This window comes from Actinoplanes sp. NPDC026619, assembly GCF_040638295.1.
Lineage (GTDB): Bacteria > Actinomycetota > Actinomycetes > Mycobacteriales > Micromonosporaceae > Actinoplanes.
The window spans coordinates 70,635-97,489 of sequence record NZ_JBEZYA010000028.1; the positions used below are offsets into that span (position 1 = coordinate 70,635).

General features: G+C 70.6%; 28 protein-coding genes and 1 tRNA gene. 17 read left to right on the top strand and 12 right to left on the bottom strand.

All coding sequences use genetic code 11. From position 1 onward, the window contains the following. Positions 1-10 precede the first annotated feature (10 nt). Positions 11-1,222: a hypothetical protein gene (locus AB0E90_RS41700; RefSeq protein ID WP_360417841.1), complete on the top strand. Its 1,212-nt coding sequence runs from the start codon at positions 11-13 to the stop codon at positions 1,220-1,222. A 6-nt stretch (positions 1,223-1,228) separates the two neighbouring features. Here the strand turns inward: AB0E90_RS41700 and AB0E90_RS41705 are convergent, their stop codons facing one another. Further along, on the bottom strand, positions 1,229-1,489 hold the full coding sequence (locus tag AB0E90_RS41705) for a hypothetical protein (protein ID WP_360417842.1): 261 nt from the start codon (positions 1,487-1,489) through the stop codon (positions 1,229-1,231). 250 nt (positions 1,490-1,739) lie between these two features. On the opposite strand from AB0E90_RS41705, the gene AB0E90_RS41710 reads away from it, so the two are divergent. The 7 genes from AB0E90_RS41710 to AB0E90_RS41740 all read left to right on the top strand — a co-directional run bounded on the left by AB0E90_RS41710 (position 1,740) and on the right by AB0E90_RS41740 (position 13,083). After that, on the top strand, positions 1,740-2,189 hold the full coding sequence (locus tag AB0E90_RS41710; protein ID WP_360417843.1) for a hypothetical protein: 450 nt from the start codon (positions 1,740-1,742) through the stop codon (positions 2,187-2,189). Between the two features lie 525 nt (positions 2,190-2,714). Then, positions 2,715-3,854, top strand: coding sequence for a pyruvate dehydrogenase (acetyl-transferring) E1 component subunit alpha (gene pdhA / locus AB0E90_RS41715; protein ID WP_360417844.1), 1,140 nt, complete (start codon positions 2,715-2,717; stop codon positions 3,852-3,854). Further along, positions 3,851-4,840, top strand: coding sequence for an alpha-ketoacid dehydrogenase subunit beta (locus tag AB0E90_RS41720; RefSeq protein WP_360417889.1), 990 nt, complete (start codon positions 3,851-3,853; stop codon positions 4,838-4,840). The genes pdhA and AB0E90_RS41720 overlap by 4 nt, the downstream gene beginning before the upstream one ends. A gap of 5 nt (positions 4,841-4,845) precedes the next feature. Beyond that, positions 4,846-6,315, top strand: a complete 1,470-nt coding sequence (locus tag AB0E90_RS41725) for a dihydrolipoamide acetyltransferase family protein (protein ID WP_360417845.1) — start codon at positions 4,846-4,848, stop codon at positions 6,313-6,315. Between the two features lie 174 nt (positions 6,316-6,489). Continuing rightward, positions 6,490-6,627 (top strand): hypothetical protein, encoded by a 138-nt coding sequence (locus tag AB0E90_RS41730; protein ID WP_360417846.1) that lies wholly within the window; start codon positions 6,490-6,492, stop codon positions 6,625-6,627. A gap of 363 nt (positions 6,628-6,990) precedes the next feature. Further along, entirely contained in the window at positions 6,991-11,232 is a 4,242-nt protein-coding gene (locus AB0E90_RS41735; protein ID WP_360417847.1) for a hypothetical protein, read from the top strand. A gap of 63 nt (positions 11,233-11,295) precedes the next feature. After that, on the top strand, positions 11,296-13,083 hold the full coding sequence (locus AB0E90_RS41740) for an NHL domain-containing thioredoxin family protein (protein WP_360417848.1): 1,788 nt from the start codon (positions 11,296-11,298) through the stop codon (positions 13,081-13,083). Here AB0E90_RS41740 and AB0E90_RS41745 read toward each other — a convergent pair. Genes AB0E90_RS41745 through AB0E90_RS41755 form a run of 3 tightly spaced genes read right to left on the bottom strand, consistent with a single transcriptional unit; the run spans position 13,080 to position 15,275 of the window. After that, positions 13,080-13,844, bottom strand: a complete 765-nt coding sequence (locus tag AB0E90_RS41745) for a 5-oxoprolinase subunit PxpA (protein WP_360417890.1) — start codon at positions 13,842-13,844, stop codon at positions 13,080-13,082. The genes AB0E90_RS41740 and AB0E90_RS41745 overlap by 4 nt on opposite strands. Beyond that, entirely contained in the window at positions 13,840-14,673 is an 834-nt protein-coding gene (locus tag AB0E90_RS41750; RefSeq protein ID WP_360417849.1) for a biotin-dependent carboxyltransferase family protein, read from the bottom strand. The genes AB0E90_RS41745 and AB0E90_RS41750 overlap by 5 nt, the downstream gene beginning before the upstream one ends. Then, entirely contained in the window at positions 14,670-15,275 is a 606-nt protein-coding gene (locus AB0E90_RS41755; protein ID WP_360417850.1) for an allophanate hydrolase subunit 1, read from the bottom strand. Before AB0E90_RS41755 ends, AB0E90_RS41750 begins: the two co-directional genes overlap by 4 nt. A gap of 67 nt (positions 15,276-15,342) precedes the next feature. On the opposite strand from AB0E90_RS41755, the gene AB0E90_RS41760 reads away from it, so the two are divergent. Then, complete coding sequence (locus tag AB0E90_RS41760) at positions 15,343-16,023, top strand: hemolysin III family protein (protein ID WP_360417851.1); 681 nt, start codon at positions 15,343-15,345, stop codon at positions 16,021-16,023. Here the strand turns inward: AB0E90_RS41760 and AB0E90_RS41765 are convergent. After that, positions 15,999-16,361 (bottom strand): helix-turn-helix domain-containing protein, encoded by a 363-nt coding sequence (locus AB0E90_RS41765; RefSeq protein WP_360417852.1) that lies wholly within the window; start codon positions 16,359-16,361, stop codon positions 15,999-16,001. The genes AB0E90_RS41760 and AB0E90_RS41765 overlap by 25 nt on opposite strands. Positions 16,362-16,476: 115 nt before the next feature. Between AB0E90_RS41765 and AB0E90_RS41770 the strand changes: the two genes are divergently transcribed. Further along, positions 16,477-17,313 (top strand): SDR family oxidoreductase, encoded by an 837-nt coding sequence (locus tag AB0E90_RS41770; RefSeq protein WP_360417853.1) that lies wholly within the window; start codon positions 16,477-16,479, stop codon positions 17,311-17,313. A gap of 70 nt (positions 17,314-17,383) precedes the next feature. On the opposite strand, the gene AB0E90_RS41775 is transcribed toward AB0E90_RS41770, so the two are convergent. Further along, on the bottom strand, positions 17,384-17,656 hold the full coding sequence (locus AB0E90_RS41775) for a DUF6458 family protein (RefSeq protein ID WP_360417854.1): 273 nt from the start codon (positions 17,654-17,656) through the stop codon (positions 17,384-17,386). 89 nt (positions 17,657-17,745) lie between these two features. Between AB0E90_RS41775 and AB0E90_RS41780 the strand changes: the two genes are divergently transcribed. Then, positions 17,746-18,264 (top strand): histidine phosphatase family protein, encoded by a 519-nt coding sequence (locus tag AB0E90_RS41780; RefSeq protein ID WP_360417855.1) that lies wholly within the window; start codon positions 17,746-17,748, stop codon positions 18,262-18,264. A gap of 113 nt (positions 18,265-18,377) precedes the next feature. On the opposite strand, the gene AB0E90_RS41785 is transcribed toward AB0E90_RS41780, so the two are convergent. Further along, positions 18,378-20,234, bottom strand: a complete 1,857-nt coding sequence (locus AB0E90_RS41785) for an acyl-CoA dehydrogenase (protein ID WP_360417856.1) — start codon at positions 20,232-20,234, stop codon at positions 18,378-18,380. 262 nt (positions 20,235-20,496) lie between these two features. Between AB0E90_RS41785 and AB0E90_RS41790 the strand changes: the two genes are divergently transcribed. Then, the gene (locus tag AB0E90_RS41790; RefSeq protein ID WP_360417857.1) at positions 20,497-20,649 is read left to right on the top strand and encodes a hypothetical protein; all 153 of its coding nucleotides are present in this window, start codon (positions 20,497-20,499) and stop codon (positions 20,647-20,649) included. On the opposite strand, the gene AB0E90_RS41795 is transcribed toward AB0E90_RS41790, so the two are convergent. After that, entirely contained in the window at positions 20,646-21,776 is a 1,131-nt protein-coding gene (locus AB0E90_RS41795; RefSeq protein ID WP_360417858.1) for a PP2C family protein-serine/threonine phosphatase, read from the bottom strand. The genes AB0E90_RS41790 and AB0E90_RS41795 overlap by 4 nt on opposite strands. A 123-nt stretch (positions 21,777-21,899) precedes the next feature. Here AB0E90_RS41795 and AB0E90_RS41800 point away from each other — a divergent pair, with 123 nt between their 5' ends. Next, a complete protein-coding gene (locus AB0E90_RS41800) occupies positions 21,900-22,436 on the top strand; it encodes a phosphoribosyltransferase (RefSeq protein ID WP_360417859.1) in 537 nt (178 codons plus the stop codon). A 7-nt stretch (positions 22,437-22,443) separates the two neighbouring features. Here AB0E90_RS41800 and AB0E90_RS41805 read toward each other — a convergent pair whose 3' ends face one another. After that, entirely contained in the window at positions 22,444-22,704 is a 261-nt protein-coding gene (locus tag AB0E90_RS41805) for a YciI family protein (protein WP_360417860.1), read from the bottom strand. A 193-nt stretch (positions 22,705-22,897) separates the two neighbouring features. Here AB0E90_RS41805 and AB0E90_RS41810 point away from each other — a divergent pair, with 193 nt between their 5' ends. Together AB0E90_RS41810 and AB0E90_RS41815 are read left to right on the top strand one after the other, a co-directional pair. Continuing rightward, positions 22,898-23,068, top strand: coding sequence for a hypothetical protein (locus tag AB0E90_RS41810; RefSeq protein ID WP_360417861.1), 171 nt, complete (start codon positions 22,898-22,900; stop codon positions 23,066-23,068). 149 nt (positions 23,069-23,217) lie between these two features. Then, entirely contained in the window at positions 23,218-23,619 is a 402-nt protein-coding gene (locus AB0E90_RS41815) for a YcxB family protein (protein ID WP_360417862.1), read from the top strand. A gap of 49 nt (positions 23,620-23,668) precedes the next feature. Here AB0E90_RS41815 and dcd read toward each other — a convergent pair whose 3' ends face one another. Beyond that, positions 23,669-24,247 (bottom strand): dCTP deaminase, encoded by a 579-nt coding sequence (gene dcd / locus AB0E90_RS41820; protein WP_360417863.1) that lies wholly within the window; start codon positions 24,245-24,247, stop codon positions 23,669-23,671. Between the two features lie 89 nt (positions 24,248-24,336). Between dcd and AB0E90_RS41825 the strand changes: the two genes are divergently transcribed. Continuing rightward, a complete protein-coding gene (locus tag AB0E90_RS41825) occupies positions 24,337-24,837 on the top strand; it encodes a pyridoxamine 5'-phosphate oxidase family protein (protein WP_360417864.1) in 501 nt (166 codons plus the stop codon). Positions 24,838-24,891: 54 nt separating this feature from the next. Then, a tRNA-Gly gene (locus AB0E90_RS41830) sits at positions 24,892-24,962 on the top strand. 140 nt (positions 24,963-25,102) lie between these two features. On the opposite strand, the gene AB0E90_RS41835 is transcribed toward AB0E90_RS41830, so the two are convergent. Both AB0E90_RS41835 and AB0E90_RS41840 read right to left on the bottom strand, forming a co-directional pair. After that, positions 25,103-25,243 carry a hypothetical protein gene (locus AB0E90_RS41835; RefSeq protein WP_360417865.1) on the bottom strand — a complete coding sequence of 47 codons (141 nt, stop codon included), beginning with the start codon at positions 25,241-25,243 and terminating at the stop codon, positions 25,103-25,105. Between the two features lie 480 nt (positions 25,244-25,723). Continuing rightward, positions 25,724-26,830: a hydrolase gene (locus AB0E90_RS41840; RefSeq protein ID WP_360417866.1), complete on the bottom strand. Its 1,107-nt coding sequence runs from the start codon at positions 26,828-26,830 to the stop codon at positions 25,724-25,726. Positions 26,831-26,855 lie beyond the last annotated feature (25 nt).

Consider the following 26,855-nt stretch of genomic DNA (forward strand, 5'->3'; position numbering starts at 1 on the left):
CGCTCGCGATATGCCGGCAACCCAGAGTCCGTACGAGGCGGTGCTGCACGCGGCCCGCGACGTGGCGAAGCTCGACTGCGCGCTGGACGCCGAGATGCTGGGCACCGCGCTGCTCGGCAGCGTCTATTCGGTGGCGCAGACCGATCGAGCCGCGGCCGTCCGTGACTTCGTCAGCGAGTTCCTCTCGGCCACCACCCGACGCCGGACAGCCGCGGCCACCACGATTCGCGAGGTGTTCGCCGCCCTGGTGCCCGACGCGACCGGGGCCGCCCAGGTGCGGCGGGGCGCGCAAGCACCGTCGTGGGCGGCGCAGCTGGGCCGGGTCCGGCCCACCGGCTGCTATGCCTACGGGGATGTGTACGGCGATCAGACGTCCTATCTGGTCACGTTCGCCTACGAGGACACCGACGACGGTGGCCCCGAGCACGCGGTCGTCGCCCTGGTCGACCACAACATCGGCATCACCAAGGACGTCTTCGTTGGCTCGCATGCCGCACGCATCCTCGAGCAGGTGCGCGAGATGTGCGCCGGCGACGAGCTGACCTGGTTCCGCGAGGAAGATCCGGGCCGGCTGCGCGACGAGGTCGACCGCTACCTGGCGGTCACCGACGGCCTGGGTGACCTGCCGGCGGACGGCTCGCTGGCCACCGACCGCGCCCTGGCCGCGGCCCGGCTGGCCCTGCTGCCGACCGCCAGCACCCCGCCGCTGTCCGAGCCGCTGATGCCGAACAACTCGGAGCTGGTCCGCGACTTCCTGGGCAGCGCCGAGGCGGCCCGCTTCGGCCTGGACAAGCTGGACGCCGACGACGAGGTGGCATCCCTGCACTTCTGTCTGAGCCTGCTGCTCGACCACGCCGCGAGCCTCCCTGGCGGCGCGCCGCTGCGCTGGAGCCCCGCGGTGGCCGGCCTGTTCCTGCTCGACTGGGTGCACCGGCGGGCCGTCCTCGACATGGACGACGCCGCGATGCTTCCCCGGGTGACCCGCGCCTGGTCGGCTTACACGACCCGGCGCCGGGCGCTGCCCGAGTCCGCCGCCGCCCAGACCAGCGACATGGTCGAGGAGATGATCCCAGAGTTCGCCCGGCTCTACGCGACCGGCGAGCGCCGCAGCCCGGCCACTGCGGCCGTGGCCCAGCTGATCTCCGAGGGCGTCGACCCCGACGACACCGAGGCGATCGAGGCCTGGATCGAAGCGAACCGATACCGCCTCGACGAGCCCTGACCGGCCCTACCAGTGGCCGCTGAGGTCCTCGGAGGTCTCGGCGTGGTGCCGGCCCACGCGGGAGCTGCGGCGCTGGGCCGGAGTCTCGTCGGCGTGGTGCTGGCTGCCCGCCCAGTGGGCGCCGCGGTACGAGTGACCGGCGATCTGGTTGTCCTCGCTGCGCGCCTCGGGGATGTGCCGGCGGTTGTGCGTGGCCGGCCCGGCCGGGTTGGCGTGGCCGCGCTCGAGGATGCTGGCGGGGCGGACGTTGCGCGGGCGTTCGGTCACGGTTGACCTCCGGCTGTGTTCGGACCGGTCGGGCGACCGGTGACTGGCGGTGGAGCGCTCTTCGCAGGGGCGGTGCCGCGACCGGTGGGGCCGGTGGTGGTGGGTCGTGGGAGCGCCGCATTTGCCGCGCTCGTGGCAGTAGGGGCGGGTCGCCCAGGCCGGCGGTTCCTCCCGCGGCTCGGGCACGGAGTCATCGTCCGAATCGGACGGTTCGGACGTTTCGGACGGCTCAGACGGAAGCACTCCCGGCTTGCCTGCCTTCCGGCCACCTAACGACGGCAAACCCGGCAAAGGCTTCATACCCGGCAATGCTGGAAACGCGATCATCGACGGATCGTCCGGCCGCGATCCCTTGTCAGAACCGGACGGCGCATCCCGGGGAACCTTGCGCGATCGAGACCCGGACCCGGCCGTGGACGGCCGCGACTTGCGCTTACCGGCCTCGCCCATCAGCCGCCCGGTCCGCACGGCGGCTTCAGCCCCGTCCGATCCGCCCTGCGCCGACGGCGGAAGCCCCGACGACGGCCGATCACCATCGAGGGGCGACGACCCGATGACCGGTCCCGGCGAGGCCGGCGGCAGCACCGGAATGTCCATCGTGTCGGTCTTTCCGTCGGCCAGTTCGTTCGACCCGGCGGTGATCGCCGCCAGCGTCGGCACCGATGCCAGCCCGACCAGCATGGCCACGATGAGGACATAACGCCGGGTTGGCCCGGAAAAGCCGGAATCGGCCCGGTACACGCCGTTCAGCCGTTTCCGCATGACCTTGATCGGCGGCACAAGGTCGTCGTCCGGGTGCTGCGGCACAGCCGTCCCCTCCCCTGGCACAAGTGATCAACATGGATCCGTCTCGGTCACAGGGATGAACGAAGCGGGCTGATATCCGCAGCGGCGAAACTGGCCCATTCGTACGGTAGTGACCGTACGAAAACCCCTTAATAGGACAAATATGGGCAGCGATGTAACGGGGAAATTTCCCGACTGTGATCGAGCCGACCTGTAACCGGGCTCACGTTCTCTGTCAGGATGAAGGCGACGGCACCGCCGCCGTCGCCTTCCGCCGATCTAGCGGGGCGAGGTGGGCGCCGTCACTCCCCGGCGGGGTCTCGGCCCGCGCCGAAACGCCGCGCGGCAACCTCACCCAGGTCAGGCGCGGCGACCCAGCGGTTCGCCGCGCGGACGGGCAACCCCCGCCGCGGGCGCAGAGATGAACAGGGAGACACGGATGGCGAACGGCGATCGCGAAGCCGGAGCTGACGCTCCGGTCGGCGGCTTCGTCCAACTGCTCACCCCCGACGGGGAACGCGTCGACAGCGTCACCACGGCGGACGGCATGACCTACTCGGTGGATTTCACCGACGCGGAATATAAGGAGCTCTACCAAGACCTGGTGACGGTCCGGCGTCTGGACGCCGAGGCCACCGCCCTGCAGCGCCAGGGCGAGCTGGGCATCTGGGCGAGCCTGCTGGGCCAGGAGGCGGCCCAGGTCGGTTCGGGGCGGGCGCTGCGCAAGCAGGACATGGCTTTCCCGACCTACCGCGAGCACGGTGTCCTCTACACCCGCGGAATCGACCCGATCATGCCGTTCGGCCTGTTCCGGGGCGTCGACCAGGGTGGCTGGGATCCCAACGAGTTCAAGTTCAACACCTACACGATCGTGATCGGCTCGCAGACGCTGCACGCCACCGGTTACGCCATGGGCATCACGATGGACGGCAAGATCGGCGCGCCCGACGGTGAGGCCGTGATCGCCTACTTCGGTGACGGCGCGACCAGCCAGGGCGACGTCAACGAGGCCTTCGTCTGGTCCGGCGTCTTTCACGCCCCGATCGTCTTCTTCTGCCAGAACAACCAATATGCGATCAGCGAGCCGCTGGAGCGCCAGACCCGCATCCCGCTCTACCGCCGGGCGGACGGCTACGGCTTCCCCGGTGTGCGGATCGACGGCAACGACGTGCTGGCCAGCTTCGCGGTCACCCGAGCCGCGCTCGACCAGGCGCGCAACGGCCAGGGCCCGACCCTCATCGAGGCGTACACGTACCGGATGGGCGCGCACACCAGCTCCGACGACCCGACCCGCTACCGCATCGCCAGCGAGGTCGAGTCGTGGAAGGCGAAGGATCCGATCGCCCGGGTCAAGGCGTTCCTCAGCAAGCAGCAGATCGCCGACGACACGTTCTTCGCCGAGATCGACGAGAGCGCCAAGAAGCTGGCGCTCGATCTTCGCGAGCGGGTGCTCGCGATGCCCGACCCTGAACCCGTAACCCTGTTCGACAACGTCTATCCGAATGGATCGCCCGAGGTCGACGCCCAGCGGGCGGAGTTCGAGCGGTACCACGCGTCGTTCGAGGGGAGCGCCAACTGATGAGCGAGACGATCACCCTTGGCAAGGCCCTCAACCACGGCCTGCGCCGCACGCTCGAGAACGACCCGAAGGTCGTCATCATGGGCGAGGACGTCGGCAAGCTCGGCGGCGTCTTCCGGATCACCGACGGCCTGCAGAAGGACTTCGGCGAAAATCGGGTCATCGACACCCCGCTGGCCGAGTCCGGCATCATCGGCACCGCGATCGGTCTCGCCATCCGCGGTTACCGCCCGGTCTGCGAGATCCAGTTCGACGGCTTCGTCTTCCCGGCCTACAACCAGATCGTCGCCCAGGTCGCCAAGATGTTCTACCGCTCGCTCGGCAACGTGCGGCTGCCGATCGTCATCCGCATCCCGTTCGGCGGCGGCATCGGCGCGGTCGAGCACCACTCCGAGTCGCCCGAGGCGCTGTTCGCGCACGTTCCCGGCCTCAAGGTCGTGACCTGCTCGAACCCCGCGGATGCGTACACGATGATCCGCCAGTCGGTCGCCTCGGACGACCCGATCGTCTTCTTCGAGCCGAAGCGGCGCTACTGGGAGAAGGGCGAGGTCGACCTTGACGCCGACCTCGGCCAGGCGTTCCCCCTGCACCAGGCGCGCGTGGCAAAGACCGGCACGGACGCGACGATCCTCGCGTACGGGCCGATGGTCCGCACTTCTCTCGACGCCGCCATCGCGTCGGCCGAGGACGGCCGCAACCTCGAGGTCATCGACCTGCGCTCGCTCTCGCCGCTCGACATGGCAACGGTCTACGCCTCGGTGAAGCGCACCGGCCGGGCCATCGTGGTGCACGAGGCCCCGGGCAACCTCGGCCTCGGCAGCGAGCTGGCCGCCCGGATCACCGAGGAGTGCTTCTACTCCCTGGAGGCGCCGGTGCTGCGAGTGACCGGCTACGACGTTCCCTACCCGGCCGCCCGGGTCGAGGAGGAATACCTCCCCGATCTCGACCGGGTGCTCGACGCCGTCGACCGTTCGTTCGGCTGGTGACCCGGATGTCACGGATCAAGGAATTCCCCCTGCCCGACCTCGGTGAGGGCCTGACCGAGGGCGAGATCCTCGCCTGGCTGGTCAAGGTGGGCGACACGATCGAACTCAACCAGCCGATCGTCGAGGTGGAGACGGCGAAGGCAGCCGTCGAGATCCCGGCGAAGTGGGCCGGCGTCGTCACCCGGATCTTCCACGAGGCCGGCACGACGGTCGAGGTCGGCGCGGCCATCGTCGCGATCGACACCGATCCCTCAGCCGGTCCACTGCCGGCCGACGACCTGCCGGTCCCCTCCGCCGAGTCACTCGCGGCGGTCGAGATCGCGCCGGCCGAAGGCGCCGTCGAGCCCGGCCTCATCGGTGGTCCGGCTCCGGGCGGCCGCACGGCCGTCCTGGTGGGTTACGGCCCGAAAAACACCACGGCAAAGCGACGACCCCGATTGGGTACGCCGTCGTCGCCCCCGGCCAGCGTGGGCACTCCCCCGCCTCCGGCGGCTGCCGCAAGCCCGGTGGCCGCGCCCGTGGTGCGCCCGACGGTGCCCGAGCCAGCACCGCCGGCACCCACGACCGCACCGCCGAACGGCCGCGCCGCCGGTCCGGTGCTGGCCAAGCCGCCGGTCCGCAAGCTGGCCCGCGATCTGGGCGTCGACCTGACGACCATCTCCGGCACCGGGCCGATGGGGTCGGTGACTCGGGATGACGTACATCAAGCATCGGCCGCACCGCAGGCCGCAGGCCAGGTCGTCGCCTCCACCGCGCCGGTCTTCGACGCCTCGCGTGAGCAGCGCATCCCGATCAAGGGAGTCCGCAAGCTGACCGCCGAGAACATGTCGGCGTCGGCGTTCACCGCGCCGCACGTCACCGAGTTCCTGACGGTCGACGTGACCCGTTCGATGAAGGCCGTGGCCAAGCTGAAGGGCCGGCGCGAGTTCGCCGACCTGCGAGTTTCGCCGCTCCTGTTGGTGGCCAAGGCGGTGCTGCTCGCCGTCAAGCGTCACCCGATGGTCAACTCGACCTGGTCCGCCGGGACGAACGAGATCGTCGTCAAGGACTACGTCAACCTCGGCATCGCGGCGGCCACCGAGCGGGGTCTCATCGTTCCCAACATCAAGGACGCCGGGCGTCTCACGTTGCGGGAGCTCGCCGAGGCGCTGAACACACTCGTGCAGGTTGCGAAGTCCGGCAAGACGCCTCCGGCGGACATGTCGGCCGGCACCCTCTCGATCACCAACGTCGGCGTGTTCGGCGTGGACACCGGCACTCCGATCCTGCCCCCGGGCGAGGCGGCGATCCTGGCGTTCGGTGCGGTCCGGCCGACGCCATGGGTGCACAACGGCAAGATCAAGATTCGCCAGGTGACAACACTCGGGCTCTCCTTCGACCACCGGATCATCGATGGCGAGCTGGGCTCGAAGTTCCTGAGGGACATCGGCGAGTTCCTCAACGACCCCGAGGGCGCATTCTTGTCCTGGACGTGACACACCGTCGAAATTAAGGCAACTGGTTTTTTCGACCTTTGATCGTTAGGCAGGTGTGCGCGATCACCCCCTAAATCGTTGGCATCTCGTCTCGCTGTGAGCGATAGTTGGCATTGCAGCGAGACGAGCACCAAAACGAGGCCCGATTCGGGCCGAAGGGGATGAAACCGCATTATGAACATCGCCGACCGGATGCGCCGCCGTCGGATGATCAACCGGGAGAACCGCGCGATCGACCGCGCCTGGCAGTCCGCTCCCACCCAGGCCATGCGCGACGAAATCGCCATGATGGCCCAGCGCAGGCCCTTCTGACCTGAGCCCGCCCCCCACCCCACCCGGCCGCCCCCGAGCGGCCCGGAGGCGAAATTTTCACGGCCCGCCCGGAACCTTCCGGGCGGGCCGTCGCATGTTTGAAGACAGTCTTAAAGATCCGTTCGTCGTCCCCTTCCGGACGTACACCGGGATTCCTCCTACCGCTCCGGCCCGGTACGGTTGGGCACGGTTCCCTGTCGGCTCGGCCGGTCGGGGTGGGAACCGGGGCCTCCAAACGGCGTAGATTGCGACGCCGGGTCCCGCACGGCCTGGCCTTCGAGCTGGGCACGGCAGATCCGGTGCGATGGCCGGTGAGTCGCGTCCGTGCAAAGCTGGCACGGCCGCATTTACGAGGAGGCGCTCATGACGTCCGAGGGGCAGTACGCCGGTACTCAACCGGCCGAGGCCACGTCGGGCGGGCCCCAGTCGGACGGCTTCCCGCCGGACTCCGACGGTCGGCGGATCGCCGGCCGGGCCTCGGCTCCGCCGCCCACCGACGGTTTCCCCAGCTCGTACGCTCCGCCGCCGCAGGCCACGCCGAACGGCGGCTCGCCGTTCGTGGTGCCCGCCGTGCGCACCTTCGGGTCCGGCTCCGAGTCGGCGGCCGCAAGCCCCGCCCGGCCGACCGGCACGCCATACGGTTCGGCCCGCGTGCCGCAGTCCGACGAGGAGCCCCAGCGGCCCGCCTCGCCGTACGGTTCGGTCTCGCCCAGTGCCGCCGGCTCCTACGGCTCGGCCTCCCCGCAGGCCGCCTCGTCACCGTTCGCCCCACCGGCGCCCGGTTCGCCCACCGAGAACGGTTCCGGCCCGGCCGCCCCGTTCGGCGCCCCGGCCGCCGGCTCCTCGCCGTTCGGCTCTCCGGCTCCGGCTCCGGCTGCCGCTCCGTCCCCGTTCGACAGCGCGCCGCCCGCCGCCGGCTCTTCCCAGTTCGGCAGTTCGGCTCCCGCCGCCGGCTCCTCGCCGTTCGGCAGTTCGGCCCCTGCCACCGGCTCCTCGCCGCTGGGCACGGCCCCGTCGTCCGGTCCGAGCGCGAGCTTCGTGCCCGCTACCGGCAACGCCCCCGAGCCGCCGCGCTCGGCGTGGGCGCCGCAGCAAGCCGCGACCGGCGACGGCCAGTTCCCGCTTCCGCAGCGCACCCCCGCGTCCGTCGACCCGGGCACGATCGGCGAGTTCGACGGCTTCGCGGCCGCCGCCGCGCGCAACGCGTCACCCGAGCAGTCGCCGGCCTCCGGGGCCGACCCGTCCACCGCCCGCCCGCCCGGCGTCTCCGCGTTCGGCGGTCAGCGCTCCCGCGTGCCCGGCGCTTCTCTGTCCGGCCTGGCCGACGCCCCGGCGCCCGACCCGACCGCGCGCCCCGGCGACAGCAACGGATTCCCCGCTGCCCGCCCCGGCGACGGCGGTTTCCCCAGCGCGCTTCCGGGCGACAGCGGGTTCCCGGCGGGGCGCCCCGGCGACCACGGTTTCCCGGCCGCGCGCCCCGGCGACGGCGGTTTCCCGGCCGCGCGACCGGGCGATGGCGGCTTCCCGTCGGCCCGGCCCGGCGACAGCAGCGGCTTCCCGTCATCCCGGCCCGGTGACGACGGGTCGGCCGAGGGCAGCGCATTCCCGCTGCGATCCGGTGGCGCGACCTTCCCGACCCGCCGTGGCGAGAGTGGCGGTTTCCCGCTGCGCGGCGCGATCGCTTCGGCCGCCGAGTCGGAGCCGGAGTCCGGGGCTCAGCCGCCCGCACCGCACACCGACCTGCCGATCCGCAGCCAGCAGGCGCCGTTCGGCCCGCCGTCGGGCACGGAGCAGGCGGCCGGTTCGTTCAGCGCGTTCGGCAGCTCCCCGGCCGACGAGGCCGCACACCCATACGGCCGCCCCGCCGAGTCCGACCACCCGTACGGCCGCCCCGCGGAGGCCCAGGCCGACCAGTTCGGCCGCCCCGCCGAGGCCCAGGCCGACCTGTACGGCCGCCGGCCCACCGTGAACGGCCAGGACGACCCCTTCGGCCGCCCCGCAGATGCCCAGGCCGACCAGTACGGCCGCCGGCCCGGCGCCGACGATCAGGCCGACCCGTTCGGCCGCCCTGGGGAGGCGCAGGCCGACCTCTACGGCCGCCGGCCCGCGGCCGACGACCAGGCCGACCCCTTCGGCCGCCCGGCCGAGGCGCAGGCCGACCCTTACGGCCGCCGGCCCGCCGCCGACGACCAGGCCGACCCCTTCGGCCGTCCCGCCGAGGCGCAGGCCGACCTGTACGGCCGCCGGCCCGGCGCGGAGCAGGCGCCGGCCGAGCCCGAGTCGGCCCGCGGTGGGCTGCCCGACCCGTTCGGCCGCACCAACTCCGCCGGCGCCGCGTTCGGCAGCGCCCCGGAGACGGCAGGCTCGCCGTTCGGCAGCGCGAAGCCCGAGGCGTCGACCTACGGCTCGGCCCGCCCGGCCTCCCCGTTCGGGCCCGCCGACGGCGGCTCTCAGTACGGCTCGGCGAAGCCCGCCTCCGCGGCGCCGTCGTCCGACGACAACTCGCCGGAAGCGCCGACCTATGGCACCGCACGGCCGGCATCCGGGGCACCCGCCTTCGACGGCAGCTCGCCGGAAGCGCCGACCTACGGCACCCCACGGCCGGCATCCGGAGCACCCGCATTCGGTGGCAGCTCGCCGGAGGCGCCGACCTACGGCACCGCACGGCCCGCCTCCGCGGCGCCCGCATTCGGTGGCAGCTCGCCGGAGGCGCCGACCTACGGCACCGCACGGCCCGCCTCCGGGGCACCGGCATTCGACGGCAACTCGCCGGACGGCGCGCCCTTCGGCGCACGGCCGGCGGGTCAGTTCGGGCCGGGCAACGACGGCGACCAGAGCGAGTTCGGCTCGAACCCGCCGGGCAGCACGTTCGGCTCCGCCCGGCCGGCCGACGAGGCCTCGCCGTTCGGTTCCGGCCGGCCCGCGACGCCGTTCGGCGACGACCAGCCCCCGTTCAACCCGGCCGCGCCCGCCTCGTTCGGCGGTAGCGAGGCAGCGCCCTTCCGGCCGGCCTCCCCGTTCGACGGCGAGTCCGCCAACGGGGCCCGCCCGGTCTACGGCTCCGCCCGTCCGGCCTCCCCGGCCGGACCGGACGAGGGGTCCGACAGCCACGCCATGTACCGACGTCCCGACGGCTCCGAGCCCAGCGGCTACGCCCAGCGGGTTCCGGGCGCCTCGTTCGGTGCGCCGGGCAACCCGGACAACCGTTCGGTGCCGACCCCCCGCGACCCGTCCGAGCAGTCCGCCCCCGCGGTCGGCTCGGCCCGTCCGGTGACGGCCAGCGCGTCGGTTCCGACGACCAATCGCAGCGCCCCGGTCGACCCGGCCGAACTGCCGCCGCCGACCGCCGCTCCGCAGGCCCGCGTCTACGGCCGGCCGGCCCCGGCCGAGTCGGAGAACGACGAGCCCGCCGACGAGCCGGGCTTCCCGGCCCCGGTCGAGCTGCCGTTCGACGACATCCGGCCCGCGGCCGACGACAACCGCTCGGCGTTCGACGACATCCGTCCGGCCTCCGACGGCTACGGCGCGCCCGCTGCCGGTACGCCCGGCCAGTTCGGATCGCCCAGCACGCCCGGCCAGTTCGGCACGCCCGGCCAGTTCGGCACGCCCGGCCAGTTCGGCTCGCCGGCCCCGTTCGGCTCGCCGGCCGGCGCTCCGGATGCCTTCGACGAGCCGACCAGCTTCGGTGCGGCCGCCGCTGGTGCGCCGGCCGGGTTCGACTCACCGGCGTACCCGCAGCGTCCGGGTGACCACAGCGGACCCGGCAGCGAGCCGGGGGTTTCCGGCCCGGCGCCGCAGTCGCCGGCCCGCGCTTCCGCACGTGCCTCGGCCAGCGCCCGGGTAGCCCCGCCCACCCCCGCGAGCCCAGCCGGCCCGCCCGCCCAGTCACCCCCGGACCACGCAGGATTCGGTCAGCTGGGCCAGCCGGGCTTGGGTCAGCAGGGTCTGGGCCAGCAGGGTGGACAGCAGGGTCTGGGACAGCAGGGCTTTGGCCAGCCTGGTCCGGAGCAGCCGCGCAACCTGCCCCCGTTCGCCGAGTTCACCAGCCCGGCGCCCGCTTCCGGTGGTGGCTACCCGTCGTACCCGCCGCCGGCCGGACCGGGCAACGAGCACTACGGCGAGATGACCACCGACATCGCCGGCCGTGGCAACGACCTGTACGGTCCGCCGTCCGGCTTCCCGATGGCGTCCTCGCCGGAGACCTCCGGCGCGGCGAGCCGGGCCACGGTCACCCCGCCGAGCCCGGACGACACGACCAGCTGGCCTGGCCCCGACAAGGCGGCCAAGCCGGAGACGCCGCACGTGCGGATGCTTCCGATCCTGGTCGCGGTCATAGTCGGCGCGGTGCTGCTGCTCGGCGTCGTGTTCGGCATCGTCTACCTGGTGGCCGGCAACAAGAGCGAGACGTTCAGCGTCAGCACCGGCGAGTGCGTGAAGCGTGACAAGACCGCCGCGGTGAAAGCCGACTGCAGCGACGCGTCCTCGTTCCAGGTGGTGTCCATCGTGGACGACAAGTCGAAGTGCACCGACCCGGGCCAGCCCTACGTGGTCAACCCGACCAGCGACGGCAAGAACCAGGTCCTCTGCCTGAAGCCGCACAGCTGACCTTGATGTCATTCTGACCACCTTCGTGCCGTGCCAGGGAGACCGGTGCGGCACGATGGTGCGATGACTGCGCGTGTGCGGGCTCCCGAGTTGCGGGGCCGAGGCTGGCTGAACACCGGCGGCCGGGATCTGACGCTTGCCGACCTGCGCGGCAAGATCGTGGTCCTCGATTTCTGGACCTTCTGCTGCATCAACTGCCTGCACGTCCTCGACGAGCTGCGCCCGCTGGAGGAGCGGTTCGGCGACGCCGTCGTGGTGATCGGCGTGCACTCGCCGAAGTTCGAGCACGAGCGCGATCCGCAGGCGCTGGCCGCCGCGGTCGAGCGTTATGGCGTGCATCACCCGGTGGTCGACGACGGCGACATGCACCTCTGGCAGCAGTACGCAGCGAAGGCGTGGCCCACGCTCGCGGTGATCGACCCGACCGGCTACCTGGTGGCGTCGATGGCCGGCGAGGGGCACGCCGAGGGCCTGTCCCGCCTGATCGACGAGCTGATCGTCAAGCACGAGGCGGACGGCACCCTGCACCGCGGCGACGGGCCGTACGTTCCGCCCGCGGCCGCCGACACGCTGCTGCGCTTCCCCGGCAAGGCGATCGAGCTGCCGAGCGGAAACCTACTGGTCTCGGACTCGGCCCGGCACTCGGTGGCCGAGGTGACCGCGGACGGCGAATCGCTGGTGCGCCGGTTCGGCAGCGGCGAGCGCGGCGAGCCGTTCAACGAGCCGCAGGGCCTGCTGCTTCTGCCGGCCGAGGTCGCCGAGCGGGTCGGCTACGACGTGCTGGTCGCCGACACGGTCAACCACCAGCTCCGCGGCCTGCGGCTGACGACCGGCGAGATCTCCCTGGTGGCGGGCTCCGGCAAGCCGTGGCGCTCGGCCGTCGACGGCCCGCAGGAGGCGCTCGCCGCCGACCTGTCCTCGCCGTGGGACCTGGCCTGGTTCGACGACAAGGTCATCGTCGCGATGGCCGGCATCCACCAGCTGTGGTGGTTCGACCCGCAGGAGAAGACCGTCGGCGTCTACGCCGGCACAACCGTCGAGTCGCTGCGCGACGGCGCGATCCCGGACGTGTGGATGGCCCAGCCGTCCGGTTTGTCGGCCTACCAAAGCCGCCTCTGGATCGCCGACAGCGAGACGTCGGCGCTGCGCTACATCGAGGCCGGTGTCATGCACACCGCGGTCGGTCAGGGCCTGTTCGACTTCGGTCACGTCGACGGACCGGCCAAGGAGGCGCTCCTGCAGCACCCGCTCGGGGTGGCCGCGCTGCCGGACGGTTCGGTGCTGATCGCGGACACCTACAACGGGGCGATCCGCCGCTACGACCCGATCGCGGACACGGTGTCGACGGTCGATTCCGGTCTGAACGAGCCGAGCGGCATCGTGGTGTCCGGAGTCGGCGACGTCATCGTGGTCGAGTCGTCGGCGCACCGGCTGACCCGGTTGGCGCCCGGCGTGGTGAAGACGGTGGCCGGCGAGCGGCACAAGACCGAGCGCCCGCCGTCCGCGGTGGCGCCCGGCCCGCTGACCCTCGACGTGATCTTCACGCCGGCGCCCGGCCAGAAGCTGGATGCCCAGTTCGGCCCGTCCACCCGGCTCGAGGTGTCGGCCTCCCCGCCGGAGCTGCTGCTCGAGGGCGCCGGCACGACCACCCAGCTGACCCGCGCCCTGGTGATCAACCCGAACGTCCCGAAGGGCGTGCTGCAGGTGGTCGCCCAGGCCGCCACCTGCGACGTCGACGTGGAGTTCGCCGCCTGCCACCTGACCCGCCAGGACTGGGGCGTCCCGGTCGTGGTGACCCCGGACGGCCCAGCCCGGCTGCCGCTGGTCCTGCGCGGCATGGACGAAAGCTAGCCCGCGGGCCAGGTCACGAACGGCGCGACCTGGCGGCCGGCCTCGGTGAGGCCGGCCCGGACCCGCGCGGCCAGCTCCACCGCACCGGGTGTGTCACCGTGCAGGCAAATGGACGTGACGGCGCACGGCACCAACTCGCCGTCGGACGTCTCGACCTGGTGCGAGACGGCCATCCGCACGGCCCGGGCCACGACGAGTTCCGGGTCGTGGACGATCGCGCCGGCCGCCGACCGGGGCACGAGCGTCCCGTCACCCTGGTAGCCACGATCGGCGAAGCCTTCGCCGACGACGGTGAGCCCGGCCACGGCGGCGAGCCGGGCCAGCGACGATCCGGGCTGGCAGAGCACCGGGAGCGCCGGGTCGTAGGCCCGCACCGCCGCGACCACGGCCGACGCCTGCCCCTCGTCGACCGCCGCGGTGTTGTAAAGCGCCCCGTGCGGCTTGATGTAGTCGACCTGCCCGCCCGCGACCCGGCAGAAGGCCTCGAGCGCGCCGATCTGATAGAGGATGTCGTCGCAGAGTTCGCCGAGGTCGTAGTCGATCCGCCGGCGGCCGAAGCCGGCCAGGTCGCGGTAACCGACCTGCGCCCCGATCGCCACACCGCGCTGGACGGCCGCGACACATATTCGGTGCATAGTGGACGAATCACCGGCGTGGAAGCCGCACGCCACGTTCGCCGAGGTCACGATGTCGAGCAGAGCCTCGTCGTCGCCGAGAGTCCAGCGACCGAAGCCTTCGCCAAGATCTGCGTTCAGGTCAATCGATTGCACGGAATCGCACCGTAGTCCCCGGCCGCGCCTGCGCGAGCGGCGACACGTCGTCGACCACTCCGATCACCGGATAACCCCCGGTCGTGGGATGGTCGGCCAGGAAAATCAGCGGCTGCCCATCGGCCGGCACCTGCACGGCGCCCAGCACCACCCCCTCGGACGGCAATTCGCCGGGCTCGGTGCGGGTCAGGGCGCTGCCGGCCAGCCGGCATCCGACGCGGTTGCTGACCGGCGAGACGGTGTACGCCGCGGCAAAGAGCTCGCCGGCCACGAACCAGTCGTCGCGCGGCCCCAGCCGTACACCCAGAAGCAGCTCATCGGCCGCCCCGGCCGGACCCACCGCAGAAAGCCCGGGTGACACCCCGGCCGCGGCCCCGAGGGGCAGCGTCATGCCGTCGCTCAGCTTCGGCGGTCCCAGGCCGGAGAGCGTGTCAGTGGAGCGGCTGCCGAGCACCGGCTCGACGTCGATGCCGCCCTCGACCGCGAGATAGGAGCGCACCCCGGCGGTGGCCCGCCCGATGTCGAGCACCGCCCCGGCCGGCACGTCGATCACCGCACCGGCCACGTCGATCTTGTCGAGTCGCAGCCGGGCGACCGCACCGGTAACCGCGACCCGGGCCGCCACCTCGAAGCGGAGTGCGCACCCCAGCAGGGTCGTCTCCAGCCCGGCCGCTTCCGGCGGGTTGCCGGCGAGCGCGTTCGCCCGCCGCAGCGCCGCCTGATCCAGCACACCCGACCGGGGCACGCCGAGGTGTGCGTATCCCGGTCGGCCGAGATCCTGCACGGTGGTGAGCGGCCCCGGCCGCACCACGGTGATCACGCGGGCACCAGGCGGACGCGAGTGCCGGGCGTGAGCAGGGCCGGCGGCTCCGCGCGTACGTCGAACAGCTCTTGATCGGTCTGCCCGACCAGTCGCCAGCCGCCCGGCGAGGCCGTGGGATAGATGCCGGCGTAGGGACCGGCGAGGCCGACCGCACCGGCCGGCACGCGAGGCCGCGGAGCGGCGAGCCGGGGCACCGACCACTCGGCCGGCATCCCGCGCAGATAGGCGAAGCCAGGCGCGAAGCCGCAGAACGCCACGACGAGCTCCGTCTCGACCAGCCGGTCGATCGCGGCGGGCACGGTGACGCCCCAGAGATCGGCGATATCGGGCAGATCTTCGCCGTCGAATGTGGTCGAGATCTCCACGAGCCGTTGTGCCTCTTTTCCCGCGATCTCTGGTTCCGGCCATTCGGCGATCAACTCCGCCGTTCCCGGCGCAATGCCGTCAAGGAGGATGGTTCGGGCGCCGGGCACGATGTCGACCACACTGAGCTGGCCGGACTCCCGGCGACGCCAGAAATCCGCGCGCCAGGCCTCGACCTGATCCCCGTCGCGACACTCGATCAGCAGCGCCGAGGCGCCCGCCGGCCGTAATCTCATGTCGCTCATCCTGCCGTGAGTAGCTTCACTACCAGTGAGTAACTTACGGTGCCGTAACCTAGGAGCCGTGACGACTAGCGCCCCGTTCCGGATGCAGCCGACGGACCTCGGGAAACCACGTCTGCGCGGCCGCCTTCATCAATACGCCTTCTTCGTCGCCGTCGTCGGCGGCATCGTGCTCAGCTCGGTCGCGCTCACCCGGCCGGGCATCGCACCGTTCCTGAGCTGCCTGATCTACAGCGTCACGGTGTGCGGCCTGTTCGGCATCAGCGCGCTCTACCACCGGCGGGCCTGGAGCGAACGCGGCTTCCAGATCATGAAGCGGATGGATCACTCGATGATCTTCGTCTTCATCGCCGGCACCTACACGCCCTTCTGTGTCGAGCTGCTGCACCCGGGCAAGGCGACACTGATGCTCAGCCTGATCTGGGTCGGGGCGCTCGGCGGCGTGGCACTGAAGGTGATCTGGCCGGACCTCCCGCGCTGGGTGGGGGCTCCGCTCTACGTCGCGCTGGGCTGGGGCGCGGTCGCCATCCTGCCCGACGTGCTGCACCGCGGCGGCGTGGCCTGCCTGGTGCTGCTGGCCACCGGCGGCGTGATCTACACGGTCGGCGCCGTGTTCTATGCCCTACGCCGCCCGAACCCGTGGCCGAGCGTGTTCGGCCACCACGAGTTCTTCCACGCCTGCACGCTCGTGGCGGCGATGTGCCACCACATCGCGGTCTACTTCGCGCTGTACGCGTCGTAGTTCTCCCGGGCCGCCTGCACGTCGTCGATGTGGGCCTCGGCCCACTTCTCCAGCCCCTCGACCAGCGCGTAAAGGCTCTGCCCGAGTGACGTGAGGGCGTAGTCGACCCGCGGCGGCACCACCGCGTGCACGGTCCGGGTGATCAGGCCGTCGCGTTCGAGACCGCGCAGGGTCTGGGTGAGCATCTTCGGGCTGACGCCCTCGATGCGTTTGGCGAGCTCGGTGTAGCGATGCGGGCCGTCGGCGAGCATCACCACGATCAGAACGCTCCAGGTATCGCCGATCCGGTCCAGGATCTGCCGGCTCGGGCAATCCTTGGCGTACGCGCTGGTCTCCACGCCTTCCACTATCCCTCGGGTAAGTACTGCACTTCAAGGTGCCCACTATCTATTGGGAAGTGACTCTCCAGCTGCGGCGTTGTGGTTTTTCGAACCCGTCGAGAAGGAGCTCACCATGACCATCGTCGTCACCGGCGCCACCGGCCACCTCGGCCGCCTCGCCATCCAGTCGCTGCTCGCCAAGGGCGTACCGGCCGCGGACATCGTCGGCCTCGGCCGTCAGCTCGACAAGATCGCTGACCTGGGCGTGACCACCAAGCACGTGGACTACGAGGACGTCGACGCGCTGACCGAGGCGTTCACCGGCGCCGACAAGGTGCTGTTCATCTCCGGCAGCGAGCCCGGCAAGCGCGTGCCGCAGCACACCAACATCATCAACGCGGCCAAGAGCGCCGGCGTCGGCCTCATCGCCTACACCAGCATCCCGCGGGCCGACACCACCGACATGAAGCTGGCCGAGGAGCACCTGGTCACCGAGCAGCTGCTGGCCGCGTCGGGCGTGCCGCACGTGCTCCTGCGCAACGGCTGGTACATCGAGAACTACTCGATCGAGCAGGCGCTGGCGCACGGTCTGGTCGGAGCGGCCGGCGACGGGCAGATCTCCGCCGCGACGCGCGCCGACTTCGCCGAGGCCGCGGCGTCGGCCATCGTCGGCGAGGGGCACGAGGGCAAGGTGTACGAGCTGGGCGGCGAGCCGTTCACGCTGACCGAGCTGGCCGCCGAGATCTCCCGCCAGTCCGGCCAGACCGTCACCTACACCGACCTGTCCCCGGAGAAGTACGTCGAGGTACTGGTCGGCGTGGGCGTGCCGCAGCCGTTCGCGGAGATCCTGGCCGACTCGGACCGGGCCGCCGCCGGTGGCGCGCTGTTCGTGCCGCGCACCGACCTGGAGGCGCTGCTCGGCCGCCCGGTGACCCCGCTGGCGACCGCGATTCAGACCGCCCTGGCGTGAAAAATGCGCAACGCCGGCCGTGCCGCCTAGGGGGAGGGGCGGTCGGCCGGCGTCGCGAGTCTGTCGTGGATCAGTAGCCCGGAGGCGGCGGCACGTCGTCGCGCCGGGTCTCCCGGTATTCCGCGGCGTAGCCCGGTCCGGCTACCGGCTGGGTCGTCTGCCGGGTCACCACGGTCCGGCGACGGCTGTTCCAGAAGTAGAGCGTGATGATGAGGCCGATCAATCCGGCAACCATCAGGATCCATCCAATGATGTTAATGTCCAGCCCGCTGATGTCAGCGTTGACGGCGAACGCCAAGATCGCCCCCACCGCCAGCAGGAAGATACTTCCGCCGATGCCCATCGCCGCTTCTCCTTGATCCTCACTGAGGTCAATGCGTAGAACGGTGTGTTACCCCGGCGATGCAATTCTCAATCAGGCAAGCTGTCCACATGAGCGCACGGACCCTCGTCATCCTCCGGCACGCCAAGGCGGAGACTCCCGGCGAGCAGCCCGATTTCGACCGCCGGCTGACCACTCGAGGGGAGACCGACGCGGACGCGGCCGGCGCCTGGCTCGCCGACGAACGCATCCACCCCGATCTGGTGTTCTGCTCGTCGGCCGCGCGCACCCGGCAGACCTGGCAGGGCGTCTCGATCGCGCTGGCCCAGGCGCAGTCCGGTCAGGTTTCGCCCGAGGTGCGCTACGAGAAGGACCTCTACGCCGGTGGCCGGACCGAGGTGTTCGACCTGCTCCGGACGGTCCCCGACACGGTCCGCACGGTTTTGCTGGTCGGGCACAACCCGACTATGTCCGAGGTGTCCGTCCTGCTCGTTCCGGACGAGCAGTGGGACGGCCGGCAGGTCGAGCTGCGCACCTCCGGCCTGGCCGTGCACCGCGCCGAGGGTCTGTGGTCCGCCACCGAGCCCGGCTCGATGGCCCTGGTCGAGCGGCACACGGCCCGCGGCTGACGACGAAGGCCGGCCCGGACATCCTTGTCCGAGCCGGCCTCAGCCGTTTTCAGGAGAGTGGGAAAAGCTCTACCGGTTTCCTTCTGGGGTTTTCCGCCGCGGGTCAGCTCAGCTCAGAACACGTCCTCGGACAGGTCCATCAGGTCCAGAACGGTGTTCTCAATGATGCGGCGGTCGGAGCCGACGCGCGGCAGCACTTCGCGGACGAAGAACCGCGCGGCCGCCACCTTGCCCTCGTAAAAGTTCTTGTCGGCGGCCGAGACCTCGGTGCCGAGCGCCTTCAGGGCCACCTCGGCCTGGCGCAGCAGCAGCCACGCGAGGACGACGTCACCGAGGGCGAGCAGGATCCGGCGGGAGCTCAGGCCCACCTTGTACAGCTCGCGGGTGTCGCCACCCTGCACCGCGGCCAGCCAGCCCATGGCCGCGCCGAGGATCTGCTGCATCTCGCCGAGCGCCTTGCCGAGGCCGAGGCGCTCCTCCTTGAGCTGACCGTTGCCGGCCTCGCTCGTGACGAACTCCTGCATCTCCGCGGCGATGACCGCCAGCGCCTGACCCTGGTCCTTCACGATCTTGCGGAAGATCAGGTCGAGGCTCTGGATCGCGGTCGTGCCCTCGTACAGGGTGTCGATCTTCGCGTCCCGCACGTACTGCTCGAGCGGGTAGTCCTGCAGGAAGCCGGAGCCGCCGTAGGTCTGCAGCGACTCGTGCCCGAGCAACTCGTACGCCCGCTCGGATCCGACGCCCTTGACCAGCGGAAGCAGGAAGTCGTTGACCTTGCTGGCGGCCTTGGCCGCCTCGACATCGCCGGCCGCCTGCGCGATGGCCACCTTGTCCTGCCAGGTGCCGGTGTAGACGACCAGCGCGCGCAGAGCCTCGGAGTACGACTTCTGCAGCATCAGCGAGCGGCGTACGTCCGGGTGGTGGGTGATCGTGACCCGCGGCGCGGCCTTGTTGTCGTTCTGCACCAGGTCGGCGCCCTGAACGCGGTTCTTCGCGTACTCCAGGGCGTTCAGGTAACCCGTCGACAGGGTCGCGATCGCCTTCGTGCCGACCATCATCCGGGCGTACTCAATGATCATGAACATCTGCCGGATGCCCGAGTGCACCTCGCCCAGCAGCCACCCCTTGGCCGGGGTGCCGTGCTCGCCGAAGGTCATCTCGCAGGTGTTCGAGGCCTTGATGCCCATCTTGTGCTCGACGTTGGTGGCGTAGACGCCGTTGCGCTCGCCGAGCTCGCCGGTCTCCGCGTCGAAGTGGAACTTCGGCACGATGAACAGCGACAGGCCCTTGGTGCCCGGACCGCCGACACCCTCGACGCCGACCGGGCGGGCCAGCACGTAGTGGATGATGTTGTCGGTCAGGTCATGCTCACCCGAGGTGATGAAGCGCTTGACGCCCTCGATGTGCCACGAGCCGTCCGGCTGCGCGATCGCCCGGGCACGGCCGGCGCCCACGTCCGAGCCCGCGTCGGGCTCGGTGAGCACCATGGTCGAGCCCCACTGCTTCTCGACGAAGAGCTTGGCCCACTTCTTCTGCTCCTCGGTGCCCTCCTGCTCCACGACGTGCGCGAAGGAGGGGCCGGACGAATACATCCAGACCGGGGCGTTGGCGCCGAGCACCATCTCGGCCAGCGACCACCACATCGCCCGCGGGGCGAGCGTGCCGCCCAGCGAGGAGGGGAGGTCGAGGCGCCAGAACTCGGCGGCCATCCACTGCTCGAACGACTTCTTGAACGACTCCGGCAGCGGAGCCGTGTGGGTCACCGGGTCGAAGACCGGCGGATTGCGGTCGGCATCGACATAGCTCGCCGCAAGATCCTCGGTCGCGAGGCGGTTTACCTCGGCCAGGACATCACGCGCGGTGTCGGCGTCGATCTCATCGAACGGCGCCTGGCCGAACGCACGATCAGCCCCGAAGACCTCGAACAGGTTGAACTGGAGGTCCCGAAGGTTGCTCTTGTAGTGAGTCATAGTGCTGGCCCCGCTCTCCGAACGACGCGAGTGAAAACGCGAGTTACCCGTCAGTAACTCCCACTGTATTACCCATCGGTAGGAGGGGACAAGCCGCGAGGCGTTCTGTGACCAAAGGCCTTATCGCACATCCAGCCCGGCCGATCAGATGGGCGGGCATACAGCCGTTCGGCCAGAAAGAGTTGGTCGACGTATCGAGGTGTCTCGTGGGTCGTTGCATCAGATAGAGAGACGTCGCCGCACGGACCCAAGAGGGGGCCCCATGTTCGCCGCGATCAAGAACCTGATTCCCGAGCCTCGCCAGGCGGACCAGCCACGCCACTACGTCGGACGGCACCGCAAGGCGGAGGCCGTCCCGGTCGGACCGGGCCCGGTCGACAAACCGGTCGAAGCGGCCGAAACCGCCGCTGCCTAACTGCCGGCGGCGCCGACCTCCCAGCTAGGCATGGGGATGGTCGCGCCGTCGTCAGGGCCGGTGTATTCCAGCAGCACCAGAGCGATGTCGTCCTCGAGGCGGCCATGCACCCAGTCGATCAGCGCGGTCTCCAGGGACGCCAGCCCATCGCCGACCGTGCCGTGTCCGAGCAGACGCCACGCCCGGTCCGCGGTCGGGAAGAACTCGCCATCCCGGCGCGCCTCGCCCAGCCCGTCGGTGAACAGCAACAGCCGATCGCCCGGCTCAAGCCGCTCGACCCGCACCTTCACGTCCGGCATGAAGCCCAGCGGAGGAGCCGGCGCCGGCGGTTCCAGCGGAATGACCTGGCCACGGCGCAGAAGCAACGGCGCCGGATGTCCACAGTTGACGATGGTGAGCGTGCCGCCCCGCTCCTCGACCAGGGCCGCCGTCACGAAATCCTCGTCGCCGACGCTGCGGGCCACCGCCCGGTCCAGGTCGGCCACCATCGTCTTCAGATCGGCCCGTTCGTAGGCCACGTGGCGGTAGGAACCGAGCACGATGCTGGCCAGCCGGACCGCGTCCAGCCCCTTGCCACGCACGTCGCCGATGATGATGCGCACGCCGTACGGCGTATCCAGCGCCTCGTAAAGGTCGCCACCGATGTCCGCGGCCGCGGTCGCGGAGATGTACCGGCCCGCCACCGACAGGGCCCCCACCTGCGGACCGACCGGTCGCAGCACCGCCTGCTGGGCCACCGCCGCGAGCCGCTGCAGCTCGGCGATCCGGTTGTCCTGCCGCTGCCGGACCGTCGCCACCGCCGCCGCGATGCCGGTGGCCAGCATGATGCCGACGATCGTGACGAGCCCGGCCATCCCCTGGGAGCCGTCCGACGTGCCCACGAAGACCATCCCGACGACCGTGGCGAGCACCCCGACGACCAGCACGGTCTGCCAGAACGCGAACACCGCGGCGAGGAAGGGGACGGCCGCGAGCAGGCCGACGAAGTGCGCCTCGGGCCCGTCAGCGACCTCCACCGCGGACACGACGGCGAGCAGCACAAGGGCCGCGCCGAAGCCGGCGCGGGAACCTGGGCTCAGCGGGCGTCGGCCCGGCGAAAGAGTAGGCATGGTTACGCGGAACAGCATGCCCGATCAGAGCCCGTCACTGCATCAACTTGACCCGTAGTCTGACTCGGTTCTGACCACCTGTTACTCCCGTGTCGTCCTTTGTCGCCCGGTAGGACCGAATAACGGTGACAGGATGTCCGCATGGCAGTCGATCTAGGTGATCGCCTCCGGTCCGCGTTCCGCTGGACCGATCCTGGCGACGGCTCCGGATATCTGGTCAGCAACCGCTCCGGCTGGTGGCGGGATCCGGTGATCCTTTCCGGCCTCGGGGACGCGCTCGGCGACCTCTTCCGGTCCGCTTCGCCGACCGTGGTCGTCTCGCCGGAGGTCACCGGTTTCCTCCTGGGTCCGTTGGTCGGGCGAGCGCTCGGGGCAGGCTTCGTGGAGGCCTACCGGGCCGGCGTCCGCCGGCACATCGCCGAGCCGATGCAGTGGGTCAAGGTGCCCAGCGATCATCGCGGCGACGAGCAACTTCTGGGTGTACGGGAGGGGTTGATCCGGGCAACTGACCGGGTGCTCGTGGTCGACGACTGGGCGGCCACCGGCGCACAGATCCGGGCCCTGCGCGATCTGCTCGGCAGTGCCTACGTCGGGGCCGCCGTGATCGTCGACGAGTGCCCGCCGGCGGTCGCCGCTGAGCTGACCATTCGCGGACTACTCAGCGGCGACGACCTCTAGGCCCCCGCTAGGCCAGTTTGCCGAGACTCGGCCGGAACCCGGTGGCGGTGTATTCCGCGAGGCCCCGCTGGATGTACGGATCGCCGGCCATCAGCTCCAGCGCCTCCGCCTCGGTGGTCGCGTCGATCATCACCAACCCGCCGACCGGCGGGTCCTGGCGCCCGGCGACGACCAGTTTGCCCTGCTGGACGAGACCGTCCAAAAAGGCCAGATGCTCCTCGCGGGCCTTGTCGACCTCGTCGAGCGGCACCAGATACCTCGAGATCATCACGTACACGGTGACGCTCCTCTCCCGCCTTACCTACGGCCCCAATCGTACGATCCAGGAATGAACGAGTTCGGGCGCTACGGCATCTGGGTGTCCAGCCGGCATTGGCCGGCGTCGCATCCGAGTCCCTCGGCCAGCAGTACGTGAAGGCCCTGTCCCGGCTGCGCAACTCCCTCACCGAGAGCTGCCCGACGTGCCGCCGGACGAGCGCATGATCGCCGCCCTCGGCCCGAGACCCCGGCCCGCGGCACGCGAGCTGACCGCCGGCGCCGACCACCTGGCCGTCCAGGTCCTCCCGGCCGACCCCGCCGACCACCTCCCCCGCTCCGAGTGGCGCCGGCTGGCCGAGATCCTGGGCATCTGAGGTTCCGGCCCGGCAGACTTCACTCGCCGAGCGGCCGATATCTGGGCAAGGGTTGGAAAAGTTACATTTCGGTTGTGCTTTTGCAGATCACAGTACGGCCGGATGCCCGGCTCATCGCGTCGGCGGTTCGGCGTGGCCTTCGACCCGTCGTGCTGACGGCTCGGGGGCTCGGCTGGGCCGCGATCGCCCTGGCGCTCATGCTCGAGGTCGTTCGCGGCGGCAGTTACCTCACGCTGGTGCTGGTCGGCGCGCTCATCGCGGTCGGCGTCCCGATGCTGCTGATCAACGCGGGCACGCGCAGCGCCCTCGAGGACAGCGACCTCACCACCTACGAGATCACCGACGGCGGCGTCGCCAGTTCCAGCCTGGCGAGCCGGCATGCGTACGCCTGGAATGCCTTCCGTGACGTCGAGGAAGCGCCCGGCCAGCTGATCTTCCGGCACAGCCGCACCCGCTTCCTGCCCGTCCCGACCGGCACCCTCAGCCGACCGCAGATCGAGCAGATCCTGGGCACCGCCGCTGGTCACGGTCTGCGGGTCCGGCGCGCTTAGCGCGCCGGCTTCACCCCGATGGCGTACGGCTGGGGCAGTGCTTTGCTCGTCAGGCCGTTGGCCAGATACGGAAGTTCTGCGCCGAGCGGGACGGTGTCGGGCCGCGTTGTCCCTGGTAGCGGGAGCCGTAGACGGCCGAGCCGTAGGGGTGCTCGGCCGGGCTGGACAGCCGGAAGATGCAGAGCTGCCCGATCTTCATGCCCGGCCACAGCTTGATCGGCAGGTTGGCCACGTTGGACAGCTCCAGCGTCACGTGCCCGGAGAAGCCCGGGTCGATGAAGCCGGCCGTCGAGTGGGTCAGCAGACCGAGGCGGCCGAGCGAGCTCTTGCCCTCGAGCCGCCCCGCGAGCTGCTCGCCCAGCGTGATGACCTCGAGCGTGGAGGCGAGCACGAACTCCCCCGGGTGCAGCACGAACGCCTCACCGTCAGGCACCTCGAGCTCCGCGGTGAGATCGTCCTGCTGCTCGGCGGGGTCGATGTGGGTGTACAGATGGTTGTTGAACACCCGGAAGAACCGGTCCAGCCGGACGTCGATGCTGGACGGTTGCAAGAGCGCCGGATCGAACGGCTCCAGGGCGAGATCGCCCGACTTGATCTCGGAGACGAGGTCACGGTCGGAGAGCAGCATCGCAACACCATACCGACCTGCTGGTTGGCCAGATTTGTCCGGGCGTGTTTGTTCGGGCGTGTCGAACATATGTTCGATATGATGTTCACATGGCTTCCTGGTCCGAATTCGCGTCCGCCGACCCCACGTTGGCGGCAGCCATCCGCGCCCTCTTCGAGCAGTACGGTCCCGGCCTCGCCTACCTGGCCACGGTCCGTCCCGACGGCGCGCCACGGCTGCACCCGGTCTCCCCGGTGTTCACCGACGAGGGCCTCTATTGCTTCGTCGTCGCGTCACCCAAACGAGGCGACCTGGCCCGAGACGGCCGCTACGCCCTGCACTCGTTCCCGCCCGAGGAGTGCGACGACGAGGCCTACCTGACGGGCCGTGCAGCCCGAGTCCAAGACCCGCTGGTGATCGCCACCCTGTCCGAGGCCCTGCGAGCGTCACCGGCAGTCGACTGGCACCTGTACGAGCTCCACCTCGAAACCGCAACACTGCGCCGCCACGGCCCAGCCGGCGCCATCCCCTTGGCCGCAGCCCCCGCCACCGCACCGCTGTCCCACACGTGGAAGGCCGAGTTATCGCCACAGTTGGCCTACGCCGGCTGAGGCGAGCCGCTCACTCCACAGCCCTAACCCATCAGGTACAGTGATCCCCGCTACGCGGGTGTAGTTCAATGGCAGAACATCAGCTTCCCAAGCTGACAGTGCGGGTTCGATTCCCGTCACCCGCTCGTCTCCGAGGAGCCCCTGTCCGCAAAGTGCGCGGACCAGGGGCTCCTCGCATATCTACCTGGGGGCCGAGCCCCCAGACCCCCACGGTGCGGTGGTCGCCCGAAGCGCATCGAACCGGCCGCATGCCATTAACGTGCCATTAGCTCGCCTCGGCAGCCGTTCCACGGCCGGTGGCCGGCCGCTCGGTCGGGCGGTTGCCCGGCTTGCGCCGGGCCGACTTGACCGCCTTGTCGATCGCGCTGGCGATTCCCTGATCGGCCTCCCTGCTGGCCCTCGTCACAGCCGGTGGCGTGAATCTGTGAGTCACCGGCAGGAGTGATATTGGGTGTCGCTCACGCTAGGCAGCGCTGGATCATTGTCCGTCATGAGCGAGGAACAGGCCGCCGAGCAGAAAGAGCTGCCCATCGTGCTGCTTGAGGGACCCCGGGCACGTGCGCTCGCGGACCTGGGCGCAGTTACCCAAGATCTCAAGTTCGTTACTGCTCGGCCTGAGATCTTGGAGACCCGCCAGGGTGGACGCGTAACTGACCGGCGCTGGGGCTCTCAGGAGCCCATCCGAGCCGGCCAGATTCGTCCGCGTGAGACTCACTCAGTGGCATCCAGGCCGCGCCGCCGGAGTCCGGGCGGTTGGCGTAACTGACCGCCCGGATAAGGCGCTCACGCTCCGGGAAGCGGAGCGGATGCCGTGATCGACAGCGTGGAAATGCTCGCCGAGGCGTTGATCCGCGATGCCGGTGCCCGAGCCGGTCCGCGAAGGGGCTCATGAATTGGTGGAGGTGGGTGGGGCGGTGGGCTGCCAGATCACCTCTGGGTAGGCGGGTGAGGGGGCGCTCATCAGCGGGGCCGGGCGGTGGCGCAGGGTTCGGTCCAGGAAGGCGGCGGCGTAGGCCCTGGTGATCTCGGCGCAGCGGGTACCTGACAGGGGCTGGACCGGGAGGCCGGCCTGGTCGGCCAGGACCGCGTAGTCGGTGAAGGAGCCGTGCTCGGTGCCGGTGACGGTCACCCAACGCCGCCAGCCGGTCAGGTGCTGCCAGGTCGTCAGCCAGGTGTCGTCCTCGCTCGTCACGCTGTGCTGTTCGGTGCCCAGCATCAGGAACGGCCTGTTCAACGGCGTGGTCACCGGCGGGAAGAAGGTGCCGTCCATGTTGATGCCGGCGTCGAAGCGACGATCGCTCAGCATGACCTCGGCGGCGCTGCTGCCACCGATCGAATGGCCGGCCACCGCCACTCTCGCCGAGTCGACGTGGACACCGGCGGGCAGCCGATGGGTGGTCAGTTCGGTCAGGGTGAACGACAGGTCGGCGGCCCGGTTTCGGGTCACATCCACGGTGACACCCTCGTCGAGCAGCGTGCACGCCAGGCATTCGGTGACCCGGCCGTCGGGGAAGGTGATCGCGGCCGCCTCGTAGTTGTGGTCGACGCCGGCCACCACGTAGCCGCGGCTGGCCAGGTCCTCGGCCAGGGCGGTGAGCGAACTTCGGGGGAACGAGAAGCCGGGTGAGAGCAGTACCAACGGCCACCCGTGCCGGTTGGCGCGGGCAGAGACACCCACTCGGGCGTACGTCCGGACCGCGGTCAGCGCGTCGGACGGGACGCCCTCGACCTCCAGTTGGTCGAGGATCAGGGCCGATTCCACCGGCGTCGCATACAGATCGGGAGTGCCGCCCCCGCCAGCCGCCGGGTACCACAGCGAGACCATTAGCTCCCGGCGCTCGGTGGGCACCCAGGCGTCGGCCCGGTGCTTGTCCACCAGGTGCAGGTCGGCCACCCCGACCGGAAACGGTCCGGTGGGCGCGGGCAGAGCCAGATCGGGCAGCTCCGGAGTCGCATGGGCCGGAGTCGGCAGGACCAGGACTGCCGCAGTCATCAGCCCGAGTGCTGTAGACCAGCGC